Annotated in this window: 10 protein-coding genes; 9 read left to right on the forward strand and 1 reads right to left on the reverse strand. The window is 47.7% G+C overall.

Annotated elements, in window-relative coordinates:
* The first annotated feature begins 102 nt into the window (after positions 1–102).
* Entirely contained in the window at positions 103–750 is a 648-nt protein-coding gene (locus ICE90_RS08080; protein WP_215320128.1) for a C40 family peptidase, read from the forward strand.
* 26 nt (positions 751–776) lie between these two features.
* Here the strand turns inward: ICE90_RS08080 and ICE90_RS08085 are convergent, their stop codons facing one another.
* A complete protein-coding gene (locus ICE90_RS08085; RefSeq protein ID WP_216191900.1) occupies positions 777–1,700 on the reverse strand; it encodes a patatin-like phospholipase family protein in 924 nt (307 codons plus the stop codon).
* A gap of 186 nt (positions 1,701–1,886) precedes the next feature.
* Here ICE90_RS08085 and scpB point away from each other — a divergent pair, with 186 nt between their 5' ends.
* From scpB to typA, 8 genes are all read left to right on the forward strand, one after another.
* Positions 1,887–2,615 (forward strand): SMC-Scp complex subunit ScpB, encoded by a 729-nt coding sequence (gene scpB / locus ICE90_RS08090; protein WP_216191901.1) that lies wholly within the window; start codon positions 1,887–1,889, stop codon positions 2,613–2,615.
* Positions 2,616–2,621: 6 nt separating this feature from the next.
* Positions 2,622–4,418 carry a pseudouridine synthase gene (locus ICE90_RS08095; protein WP_216191903.1) on the forward strand — a complete coding sequence of 599 codons (1,797 nt, stop codon included), beginning with the start codon at positions 2,622–2,624 and terminating at the stop codon, positions 4,416–4,418.
* 173 nt (positions 4,419–4,591) lie between these two features.
* Positions 4,592–5,083: a ribosome maturation factor RimP gene (rimP, locus tag ICE90_RS08100; protein WP_215320120.1), complete on the forward strand. Its 492-nt coding sequence runs from the start codon at positions 4,592–4,594 to the stop codon at positions 5,081–5,083.
* On the forward strand, positions 5,080–6,561 hold the full coding sequence (gene nusA, locus ICE90_RS08105; protein WP_215320118.1) for a transcription termination factor NusA: 1,482 nt from the start codon (positions 5,080–5,082) through the stop codon (positions 6,559–6,561). The genes rimP and nusA overlap by 4 nt, the downstream gene beginning before the upstream one ends.
* 13 nt (positions 6,562–6,574) lie before the next feature.
* Positions 6,575–9,334 carry a translation initiation factor IF-2 gene (gene infB / locus ICE90_RS08110; protein ID WP_216191905.1) on the forward strand — a complete coding sequence of 920 codons (2,760 nt, stop codon included), beginning with the start codon at positions 6,575–6,577 and terminating at the stop codon, positions 9,332–9,334.
* Between the two features lie 5 nt (positions 9,335–9,339).
* The gene (gene rbfA, locus ICE90_RS08115; RefSeq protein ID WP_215320114.1) at positions 9,340–9,708 is read left to right on the forward strand and encodes a 30S ribosome-binding factor RbfA; all 369 of its coding nucleotides are present in this window, start codon (positions 9,340–9,342) and stop codon (positions 9,706–9,708) included.
* A gap of 3 nt (positions 9,709–9,711) precedes the next feature.
* Positions 9,712–10,623 carry a tRNA pseudouridine(55) synthase TruB gene (truB, locus tag ICE90_RS08120; RefSeq protein ID WP_216191907.1) on the forward strand — a complete coding sequence of 304 codons (912 nt, stop codon included), beginning with the start codon at positions 9,712–9,714 and terminating at the stop codon, positions 10,621–10,623.
* Between the two features lie 51 nt (positions 10,624–10,674).
* The gene (gene typA / locus ICE90_RS08125; protein ID WP_215320110.1) at positions 10,675–12,492 is read left to right on the forward strand and encodes a translational GTPase TypA; all 1,818 of its coding nucleotides are present in this window, start codon (positions 10,675–10,677) and stop codon (positions 12,490–12,492) included.
* Positions 12,493–12,558 lie beyond the last annotated feature (66 nt).

The following is a 12,558-nucleotide window of genomic DNA, read 5'->3' on the forward strand; positions in this document are numbered from 1 at the left end:
GGTGCATTTGCCCCGATATAAAGCAAATTTATCATTATAAACAAAGACTTAAGCATAGAGTGAAGACTTGGTTAATTGAGGGTTCTTTGTTAAACTGAACCGATGTCATTGAAAAAAGCACTTCTTTTGAAACTACTGGGCCTAGGTTTAGGCGCCATCATCTCTGTATCTGCCTATGCGGTTGATACGGCGGTAGAGGCATCTGCGGATGCTGTAGTTCCCAAAGAAAGTATGTTCCAAGCAGGGCGCTCCTACATTGCCCGAGTATCAGACCGCTTGGCCGATACCGTGACTGGCAAGTCAGACGAATTAATTAACCGCGCTATGGAAGTTATTGGCGTGCGCTATCGCTGGGACACAGAATTACCGCAGTCTGGATTAGATGGCAGTAGCTTCGTTGGCTATGTCTTCAAAGATAAGTTGGGATTCTTATTGCCGCGTAAGTCAACGCAAATGAGCCGTGTTGGTAAACCGATTACCCGTGAAGAATTGCAACCAGGCGATCTCGTATTTTTTAATACGATGCGCCTTACTTTTTCTCATGTTGGAATTTATGTGGGTGATAACAAATTCATTCACTCACCTTCCAGAGGTACCAATGTTCGAGTGGATGATCTCGGCAGCCTCTATTGGGATAAACGTTTTGACGGAGCACGTCGTTTAGATGGTAGCGACAATCTCGATGACTCTGAGCGTCAAGAGCTTCTCAACGAAGTCAAAAATCTTAAGCGTAATTCACGCAGCCTTTAAGTAAGAGACCCTCAGCCTGATTGCTATTAGCCTTTCAGCTTCTCTTTAATCAAACCCATTTGCTCTTGTGCTGCAGCTTCACCAGCGAGTATGGCGGCATTTCTGGATTTGAAATCACCACTACCCATTTGTTTTAACTGCGGCTGAATCACGATGTCAGCGCTTTTGAGTTCGTACTGATTAATACTTCTCTGCATGATGGAGATGGTTTGCTGCAAGACACCTAAGGTTCCACTGGCATCTTGATGAACTGGCTCAGAAGAAATATTTACTGCAATGACTAGGGTTGCCCCCATCTGTCTTGCATAGCTGACTGGCACTGGTGCTACTAAACCACCGTCCACATATTCTTTGCCGCTGATTACTGCCGGCTGAAATACTCCGGGTACGCTGCAAGATGCGCGAACGGCTAGACCGGTATTACCTGTCCTAAATAAAACCCCTTTGCCGGACTGCAATTCAGTGGCAACAATACCTAAGGGGATGCGCATTTGCTCAATCGATTTATTTTGCACTTCTCGGTTAACCATATTTTGTAGTGCATCACCTTTAATGAGCCCGCCAAAACGGCCGGCAAACGGGAGACCCCAGTCAGCAATCGTGGCCTCATCCAGATTGAGGGCCAAGCGATTCAGATCATTCCCGGTGGCGCCTGATGCGAGGAGGGAGGCAATGACACTGCCAGCGCTACTGCCGACAACAATATCGGGTCTAATGCCCTGGGCTTCCAATACCTTAATGACGCCTATGTGGGCAAAACCTCGAGCTGCTCCAGCACCCAGAACTAGGCCAACGACAGGTTTTTTACTCCCCACCAGGCTACAAGAGCTCAAACCTGCGCCTCCAAGTAGGGTCCCCATACCAATTCCGAGGCCCAGGAGTCGACGGCGCTCTATGGAATAGATCGTCCTAGGCATAAATAAAGGGGGTTTGGTGGAATTCTTGTGCATGTGGCTATTGTATTGAGCCTACCTTATAATAAGAGCATGGTGAACGAAAAGTACTTCGTTTCAGCGCGGGCATATCCCAAGAAGAATTGATGAGATGGATTGTCCGTAGTAGCTTGAGAACACCAAAACCCATTACTAAATACCTTTTAAAGCCTAGCCAGGATTACTCCTGGTAGCCCGAATTTTATGGACGATCACAATAAGCGCGTCATTGAAACAGCCCTCCTGTGCGCACAGGAACCACTCACCGTTGCTGATTTGTCTCGCTTATTTGTAGAGGACATCACTACGGCAGATATCGATGAAGCATTAGTCGAGCTGCAACGTGTTTGGGATGACAAGGGTATGGAGTTGGTACATATCGCAACTGGCTGGCGTTTTCAAAGCCGTATCTCAATGCGCGAGTACCTTGATCGCTTGACTCCAGAAAAGCCACCAAAATATTCACGTGCCGTGATGGAAACTTTGGCCATCATTGCTTACCGTCAACCTGTCACCCGTGGTGAGATCGAAGAAATTCGCGGTGTTGCTGTGAGTAGTAATGTAATGAAGCAGTTGGAAGATCGTGGTTGGGTTGAGGTGATTGGGCATAAAGAAACCGTTGGACGCCCAGGCTTGTATGCCACTACTAAGCAATTTTTAGACGATCTCAGTTTGACCAATTTACAAAGCTTGCCGATGCTGGAAGATGCGGCGCCAATGGCTGCTGCAGCGCAATTAGGTCAAGCGGTAATGGAGTTTGATCCATCTGCTACGGTAGAGACAGTAGTAATTGATACTGATGCTCAAGAGGTGATCGAAATAGAAGAAGAGACAACTGAAATCACTGCAGAGGAAATCATCATTGATATTTCTGAGCTAGATTCTGAGGAAGTTACCCCTGAGTCTGAAGACAATCCAGACGAAACAAAATAATAATTAATGACAAGCTCTAACGAAAACGATTCATCCCCGGTAGTAAATCCATCGGCAACCCCTTCTAATGCAGACGTTGCGCCATCGAACTCAGATGGCCAAAAGTCTGAAGGTGGAGAGCGCGGTGAACGCCGCCCACGTCGCCAGGGTGCTGGAGGCGGTAAACACCCGTTTAATAAGAAACGCCCATTTAACAAAGATCGGCCACGCCGCGAAGGTGGCGATGCCAATGGTCCGCGCGAAGGCGGTAACAATCAAGGCAATAACCAATCTTCTAAATTAGCTCCCAATCTAGCTGAGAGTGAGGCTTTGTTTGCTTCAGTTGTCTCTGGTGAGTTTGACGCCGCTTTAGATGCTCCTGAAGTTGAGGAATTAAAAAATCCCGATGGTGTGAATGAGAACGAGGTATCTCATCAAACTGGTGCAGAGCGTCGCGCACAACGTGCACAACGTTCACGCGAGGATGAAGATTCAGATGCGCCAACGGATGAGGAAATGAGTAGTCTGCAGTTTGCCAACGTTGATGATCTCCCGCTCAGTTTGCGTGATGAAGTTTGGTCTGACCTCGATGGTTTGGATGATGATGCAGATGATGAAGATACCGTTAAGTTGCACAAGGTATTAGCTGATGTTGGTATGGGATCCCGTCGCGATATGGAAGACTTGATTATTCAAGGGCGCGTATCGGTGAATGGATTACCAGCACATATTGGTCAGCGCATTGGACCAACCGATCAAGTGCGCATCAATGGCAAGCCAGTACATCGCAAGATTCAGACTAAGCCACCGCGCGTGATCATGTACCACAAGCCTGCAGGTGAGATCGTTAGCCAGTCAGATCCAGAGGGTCGTCCAACCGTATTTGATCGTTTGCCAAAGCCGCGTCAAGGACGCTGGATCGCGGTAGGTCGATTAGACTTTAATACCGAAGGTCTTTTATTGTTTACCACTTCTGGTGAGTTAGCAAATCGCTTAATGCATCCCCGTTATGGTGTTGAGCGTGAATACGCCGTGCGCATCTTAGGTGACTTGAGCCAAGAAAATACTTCACTATTAAAGAGTGGCATTACGCTCGATGATGGCCAAGCTAAATTCTTACGTCTAGCAATGGGCGGTGGTGAAGGCGCTAATCGTTGGTATCACGTTGCATTAAGTGAGGGTCGTAATCGCGAAGTGCGTCGTATGTTTGAGGCGGTTGGTCATGTAGTATCTCGCTTGATCCGAACTCGTTACGGTATTTTCTTATTGCCTCCACGTTTAAGACGTGGCAAATGGGAAGAGATTGAGGCGGGCGGTATTTATAACTTGATGAAGTCTGCTGGCTTAAAAATGCCACAGCCACAAGACAAGGGCCGCAACCCGAATCCCAATAATCGTGATCGTCGCCCGATGGGTGAAGATTTCCAACCGGATCCAATGCAAACCTCAGTTTCTTATTGGGGTTCCCGTGATGCTTTAACCCTTGCTAGTGGCCATAACGGCCTAACGCATCAAGGTAGGGGTGGCAAACCGGCTGGCGGCGGCGGTTCTAGCGAGGGGCGCGGGCCATTCCGTGGGCGCACTCAAGGCGGCAGACCTGGTCAGGGCGGTCAAGGTGGTCGCAGTGGACAAGGCGGGCAGGGTGGTCAAGGCGGTCAGGGCCAAAACCGCAGTAAAGGCAGCAAAGTTCACCACGGGCAGTCCGCTTTTGTGACAGGCAATCCTCAGAGTCCTGGAAATGGACCTAAGCGTAGCGCACCAAAAGGGCGCAAACCCTTCAATAGGGGACCTAGAAAACCCCGTAATCCGGGCGAAAGCTTCTGATTTGTATCAGTTTTCTGCCAAATAGGCTATAATTTTGGTCTTACAGCAGTATTCTGCTGTTTTTAGTGGTTACCGACTGATGTTGCGATCAACGTAAGTCGGCCTGTTCTGAATTTCGAGAATATGGGCTTTGAAGCCCATTTTTTTTTGCCATTTTGGTATGAAGGGGCGTCGTGAAAGATCAGCAGGTTATTTCTGCAGAGCTGGAAAACTTGGGTTACACGCTAGTTGAGATAGAGCGTGAAGCCGGTGGATTGCTGCGCGTCACGATTGAAAACCCAGATTACGAACGCTTGATTTCTGTTTTGGATTGCGAAAAGGTGAGCCATCAGTTGAGTTACACCTTGCCAGTTGAAAACATTCCTTATGAGCGTTTAGAGATTTCATCTCCAGGACTGGATCGTCCAGTGAAAAGTGCCGCTGATTATGAGCGCTTTGCTGGAATGCAAGTGGATTTGAAATTGCGCGTTGCAGCTGGCGGTCGCAAGAATTTTCGTGGTGAGTTGCAAGGTTTGCTGAGTGGTGAATTGAATTCACCAGATGCAAAGTTTGGTTTGGTATTTGAGGGTGCTGATGGTCAGCCCTCTCAATTGGAGTTCTCTTTAGCCGAGGTCGATAAGACTCGGTTGGTCCCTGTTATTGATTTCAAAGGAAGAAAGTCATGAGCCGAGAAGTTCTCATGTTGGCAGACGCGTTAGCGCGTGAAAAGAACGTTGATCAAGCGATCGTATTCGAAGCGTTGGAGATGGCTTTAGCCTCTGCGACTAAGAAGCGCTACGCTACAGAAGATGTGGATATCCGTGTTGCGATTGATCGTGAAACTGGTGAATACGAAACCTTCCGTCGCTGGTTGGTTGTGCCCAATGAAGCTGGTTTGCAAGAGCCGGACAAAGAGATTCTGCAATTTGAAGCCCAAGAGCAACTCGCCGACATGGAAGTTGGTGACTACATCGAAGAGCAAATCGAATCTTTAGCCTTCGGTCGTATCGGCGCACAAGCTGCTAAGCAAGTGATCTTGCAGCGCATTCGTGATGCTGAGCGTGAACAGATTTTGAACGACTACCTTGAGCGTGGCGAAAAAGTCATGACTGGTACCGTGAAGCGTGCTGACAAGAATGGCCTGATTATTGAATCTGGTCGTGTTGAAGCATTGCTCCGCCGCGATCAAATGATTCCAAAAGAGAACTTACGTTCTGGCGACCGTGTGCGGGCATACATCCTTAAGGTGGATCGTGAAGCACGTGGCCCACAAATCGAACTCTCCCGTACTTGCCCAGACTTCTTAATTAAGTTGTTTGAGAACGAAGTTCCTGAGATGGAGCAGGGTTTATTAGAGATCAAAGGCGCTGCCCGTGATCCTGGTATCCGCGCAAAAATTGCGGTTATTACTTATGACAAGCGCATCGATCCAATTGGCACTTGCGTTGGCGTACGTGGCACCCGTGTGACTGCGGTTCGTAATGAAGTTGCTGGCGAAGCAGTGGATATCGTATTGTGGTCTGAAGATCCAGCCCAATTTGTAATTGGTGCTTTGGCTCCAGCTCAAGTTTCATCAATCGTGGTTGATGAAGAGCGTCATGCGATGGATGTAGTGGTTGATGAAGAGAATTTGGCAATCGCTATTGGCCGCAGTGGACAAAACGTTCGTTTGGCAAGTGATTTGACTGGTTGGCAGATCAACATCATGACCCCTGAAGAGTCTGCTGAGAAAACTGAAAAAGAAGCTTCTTCTGTACGTCAATTGTTTATGGACAAGTTGGACGTCGACCAAGAAGTGGCTGATATTTTGATTGAAGAAGGTTTCAATACATTAGAAGAGGTGGCCTACGTACCATTGTCTGAAATGTTAGAGATTGATTCATTCGATGAAGATACTGTGAATGAGTTGCGTACCCGCGCCCGTGATTCTTTGTTAACTATGGAGTTGGCAAAAGAAGAGCGTATCGGCGAAGTGTCACAAGACTTGCGTTCCCTGGAAGGAATGACCACAGAACTGATTGCTAAGCTTGCTGACAATCAGGTACATACCCGTGACGACCTTGCTGAATTAGCTGTTGATGAGCTGGTTGAGGCGACACAAATTGACGAAGAAACTGCGAAAACGCTCATCATGAAAGCGCGCGAACATTGGTTTACTTCATGAGAGGAAGTAGTGCATGGCAACAACAGTAAAAGTACTCGCTAAAGAATTAAAACGTACCGCGCCAGACCTCTTGGAGCAGTTGAAGGCGGCTGGTATCGAAAAAGGTTCTGAGGACGATAGCATTACCGAAAAGGACAAAACTGTCCTGCTTGAGCATTTGCAAAAAGAGCACGGCAGTGCAGACACTGGCGCGCGTAAAAAGATTACTTTAATCAAGCGTGAGAGCTCAGAAATTCGTCAAGCAGACTCTGCTGGACGTACTCGCACTGTGCAGGTTGAAGTTCGTAAAAAGCGTGTGCTCGTTAAGGCCGGTGATAAGGCGCCTGAAGAGATTCCAGTTCCAGCGGCTAAAGAAGTTGCTCCAGCAGCACCAGCTAAACCCGTTATTTCCGAAGAGGAGTTGGAAAAACGCGCGGCAGAGGCAACACGCCAAGCTGAGTTGTTGGCTCGCCAAGAAGCGGAAATGAAAGCTGCCGAAGAAGCACGTCAAAAAGAAGTTGCAGCTCCAGTAATTGCTAAAGAAGAGGCGCCTGTAGATACAGCGCCGGATGCTGCCGCAGCGGCAGCAGAGAAAAAGGCGGCAGCAGATAAAGCAGCTAAAGATTTGGCTGCTAGCAAAGAAAAAGAATTGGCAGATATTCGAGTTCGTCGTGCTGCGGCTGAAGCTGAGGCTTTAGCAATCCGCGACATGATGAGCGCTCCTGCACGTGTTCTCAAAGCACCTAGTGAAATTGCTGCTGAAGAAGCGAAAAAAGGCACTTTGCATAAACCTGCAAAAGTTGAAGGTGCTGATGATAAGAAGAAGGCTGTTGCCAAAGTTGGTGGCAAGACTATTAAATCTTCTGAGACATCATCCACTTGGCAAGAAGAGGGCGCTAAGAAACCTGGCGGCCTAAAGACTCGCGGCGATTCTTCTGGTGGTGTTGGTGGTTGGCGTTCAGGCGGTGGTCGTAAGAAGCAACGTCAAATTGCTGAGGCGAACGTAGATACCAACTTCCAAGTACCAACAGAAGCCATAGTGCGTGATGTTCACGTACCAGAAACCATTACTGTTGCTGAGTTAGCTCATGCAATGGCAGTGAAGAGTGCGGAAGTGATTAAGTTGCTGATGGGTATGGGTCAAATGGTCACCATTAATCAAGTGCTTGATCAAGATACCGCAATGATTCTTGTTGAAGAAATGGGCCATAAGGCTTTTGCTGCGAAATTAGATGATCCAGATTTAGATCTTGGTACCGATGGTCACGATGCAGAGTTGTTGCCACGTCCACCAGTAGTTACAGTGATGGGTCACGTTGATCACGGTAAAACTTCTTTGCTCGATAAGATTCGTGCGGCCAAAGTGGCTACCGGTGAGGCTGGCGGCATTACTCAGCACATTGGTGCATACCATGTGGAAACTCCACGCGGCATGATTACCTTCTTAGATACTCCGGGTCACGAAGCCTTTACGGCAATGCGCGCTCGCGGCGCCAAGGCAACGGACATTGTGATCTTGGTTGTTGCGGCAGATGACGGCGTGATGCCGCAAACAAAAGAAGCAATTCACCATGCGCTTGCAGGTGGCGTTCCAATTGTTGTGGCAATTAACAAGATTGATAAGCCAGAAGCCAATTCCGAGCGCGTCAAAACTGAGTTGGTGGCAGAGCAAGTGGTTCCTGAAGAATACGGTGGCGATGTGCCATTTATTCCGGTATCCGCAAAAACTGGTGAGGGCATTGATGCCCTGCTTGAGAACGTACTCTTGCAAGCTGAAATCTTGGAATTGAAAGCGCCCAAAGATGCACCGGCCCAAGGTTTAGTCATTGAAGCGCGTTTGGACAAAGGTAAGGGCCCTGTAGCAACCATATTGGTTCAATCAGGCACGCTCAAACGTGGAGATATGTTGTTGGCGGGTTCAACCTATGGTCGCGTCCGCGCCATGCTGGATGAAAACGGTAAGCCATGTAATGAAGCAGGCCCATCTATCCCTGTTGAAATCCAAGGCTTAGGGGATGTTCCTGCAGCTGGAGAGTCAGTACAGGTGGTTCCGGATGAGCGTAAGGCTCGCGAGATTGCATTGTTCCGTCAAGGTAAGTTCCGTGATGTGAAGTTGGCTAAACAGCAAGCATTCAAGCTTGAAACCATGATGGAAAACATGGAAGAAGGCGCTATTGAGGCTAAGTTATTGCCATTGATCATTAAAGCTGATGTACAGGGCTCTCAAGAAGCTTTGGCACAGTCATTAATGAAGCTTTCTACACCGGAGGTGAAGGTGCAAATTGTTCACGCAGGTGTTGGTGGCATTACTGAAACTGACGTGAACTTGGCAGTGGCTTCTAAAGCGGTTATTTTTGGCTTCAATTCCCGTGCAGATGCGGCAGCTCGCAAGTTAGCTGAAAACAATGGTGTGGATATTCGTTATCACAACATCATCTATGACGCAGTGGATGAAGTAAAGTTGGCTCTGAGCGGCATGTTGACTCCAGATAAAAAAGAAGAAATCACTGGTCTCGTTGAGATTCGTCAAGTCTTCTTGGTATCTAAGGTTGGCGCAATTGCAGGTTGCTTGGTAGTTGATGGAATTATCAAGCGCACATCTAGTGTTCGTCTCTTGCGTGACAACGTCGTTGTTTGGACTGGTGAACTGGACTCTCTCAAGCGCTTCAAAGATGATGCTAAGGAAGTTCGTGCCGGTGTCGAGTGCGGCCTGTCATTAAAGGGCTATAACGACATTAAAGAAGGTGACCAGCTTGAAGTATTTGAAGTTACTGAAGTTGCACGTTCACTCTAAGCAATATGCATAAAACTAGCCCGCATCGTAACCAGCGTCTCGCCGATCAAATTCAGCGAGACCTGGCCGAGCTTATTCCCCGCGAATTGCGTAGTCCGAGTTTGGGCTTGATTACCTTACAAAGTATTGAGCTCACACCGGATCTGGCCCATGCCAAAGTGTTCTTTACAGTTTTGGGTGCTGAGCCTGAGCATGCGTTAAGGGCGCTTCAAGAAAAAGCCGGATACTTGCACTCACTCTTGTTTAAGCGTTTGCATATTCATACCGTTCCTACTTTACATTTTCACTATGACAGCTCAGTAGAGCATGGCATAGAAATGTCTCGATTGATCGATCAAGCAGTTGAGAGCGATCACAAAGACGAGACTAAGTAATTCATGTCTATACGGATCGACGGCGTAGTGCTACTAGATAAACCCGCTGGAATGAGTTCTCAGGGTGCGGTTACTGCCGTCAAGCGTGCCTTTAATGCTGACAAGGCTGGCCATACCGGTACATTAGATCCAATGGCGACTGGCTTATTGCCTATCTGCTTAGGCGAAGCAACTAAGTATTCACAAGACCTGCTTGAAGCTGATAAGTCTTATATCGCTCGAGTAAAGTTCGGCTCACGCACTGATACCGGCGATGCTGAGGGTCTCACTATTGAAGAATTACCTTTGCCGGTATTTGCCAATGAAGTTGAGCTCAAATCTGCATTAGATGCCTTGCTCCCAAAATTTTCGGGGCCTATTTCTCAAGTGCCGCCAATGTATTCTGCACTCAAGCGTGATGGCAAACCTTTATATGAATATGCTCGTGCAGGTGTTGAGTTGGAGCGCACTCCGCGAGATATCACTATTCACTCCATTCGTTGGACTGACATCGCTTGGCCAGAAGCTACGTTAGAAGTCAGCTGTAGCAAAGGAACCTATATTCGCGTTCTAGCAGAAGATATTGGTAATGCCCTAGGATGTGGCGCCCATTTGGTGGGATTACGCCGAACCGAAGTGGGGCATCTCAATCTTGAGCAGTCCTTTACGATTGAGGCGATACAAAGCAGCCTTCAGAATAGCGCCGACTACATATTGCCTGTTGATGCCTTGCTGCAAACATTGCCACACTTAACGGTGGATGAGCAACAAGCTAAACGTCTTGAAATGGGACAGCGTGTTCCTCTGAACTTACCTTCCATTGAAGCATTGGTACGCATTTATCGAGCGACCGCTGCTTCTCATAACTTTATTGGTACTGCTGATTGGCGTTCTGGTGTTTTGCATCCAAAGCGCTTGATTTCGCAGGCTCATTAATTAATCATTATTTATAACCCTTTTACTTATCTTTAACTCAAGAAGCTTCACATGACTAAACGCGCACTTCGTAACATCGCTATCATCGCCCACGTTGACCACGGAAAAACTACCTTGGTTGACCAACTCTTGCGCCAATCAGGCACATTCCGCTCAAATGAAAAAATGACCGAACGCGTCATGGACTCAAACGACTTGGAAAAAGAGCGTGGCATTACTATTTTGTCCAAGAACTGCGCAGTGGAATATGACGGTACACATATTAATATCGTTGATACCCCAGGACACGCGGACTTCGGTGGTGAAGTAGAGCGCGTTCTCTCGATGGTTGACGGTGTATTGCTTTTGGTTGATGCGGTTGAAGGTCCAATGCCGCAGACCCGCTTCGTTACCAAGAAAGCTTTGGCATTGGGTTTGAAGCCAATCGTTGTGATTAACAAGGTTGACCGTCCAGGCGCACGTTGCGACTACGTGATTAACGCAACTTTTGAATTATTTGACAAACTAGGCGCAACTGAAGAGCAGTTAGATTTCCCAGTGATCTATGCATCAGGCTTGAATGGTTATGCAGGAGAGTCAGAAGATGTGCGTGAAGGTACTATGCGCCCCTTGTTTGATGCTGTTCTGAAGCACGTTCCTGTGCGTGATGACGACGCAGAAGGCCCCTTGCAATTCCAGATTTCTTCAATTGACTACAACAGCTATGTTGGCAAGATCGGAGTTGGCCGTATTAGCCGGGGCCGTGTGAAGTCAGGCATGGAAGTGCTCTGCATGAATGGTCCTGATGGCACGCCATTCAAAGGCCGTATCAACCAAGTATTGAAATTTAAAGGCCTGGAGCGAGAAATCGTTGACGAGGCTGTTGCTGGCGATATCGCCCTCATCAATGGTATTGAAGATTTGGCCATTGGCACAACAGTATGTGCGGTTGATAAGCCAGATCCATTGCCAATGCTCAAGATTGATGAGCCGACCTTGACTATGAATTTTATGGTGAACACTAGTCCATTAGCTGGTCGTGAAGGTAAGTTTGTAACTAGCCGTCAAATTCGTGAACGTTTAGACCGCGAATTAAAAGCCAACATGGCTTTGCGCGTAAAAGAAACTGATGATGACACCGTATTTGAAGTATCAGGTCGTGGCGAGTTGCATCTCACCATCTTGGTAGAGACCATGCGTCGTGAAGGTTATGAGATGGCAGTTTCCCGTCCACGCGTTGTCTTTCATGAGGAGAATGGCGTCAAAATGGAGCCGTATGAGAACTTAACGGTTGACGTAGAAGATGCCACTCAAGGTTCTGTGATGGAAGACTTGGGTAAGCGTAAGGGTGAGTTGCAAGATATGGTGAGTGATGGCAAAGGCCGCACCCGTCTTGAGTACCGCATTCCTGCACGTGGTCTGATCGGCTTCCAAGGCGACTTCATGACCATGACTCGCGGTAATGGTTTGATGAGTCATACATTTGATTCTTATGCTCCAGCGAAAGATGGCATCTTGGGTGAACGTCATAATGGCGTATTGATTAGTCAAGATGATGGCGAAGCAGTTGCCTACGCTATTTGGAAGTTACAAGATCGTGGTCGTATGTTTGTTAGCCATGGTGATCCTGTATACGAGGGAATGGTGATTGGTATCCATAGTCGAGACAATGACTTGGTCGTTAACCCAATTAAAGGTAAGCAATTAACCAACGTTCGCTCTTCAGGCACTGACGAAGCAGTTCGCTTAGTAACGCCAATTGATTTGACCTTGGAATATGCGGTTGAATTCATTAGTGATGATGAGTTGGTTGAAGTAACGCCGAAAAGTGTACGTATCCGTAAGCGCCACCTGAAAGAGCATGATCGTAAGAAAGCATCCCGCGAGTAAGCTCTTTTTCAGCTACACAACAAAAGTCACCTCCGGGTGGCTTTTGTTCTTCATTGAAATCAAAAC

The organism is Polynucleobacter sp. AP-RePozz3-80-G7, from assembly GCF_018882145.1.
GTDB lineage: Bacteria > Pseudomonadota > Gammaproteobacteria > Burkholderiales > Burkholderiaceae > Polynucleobacter.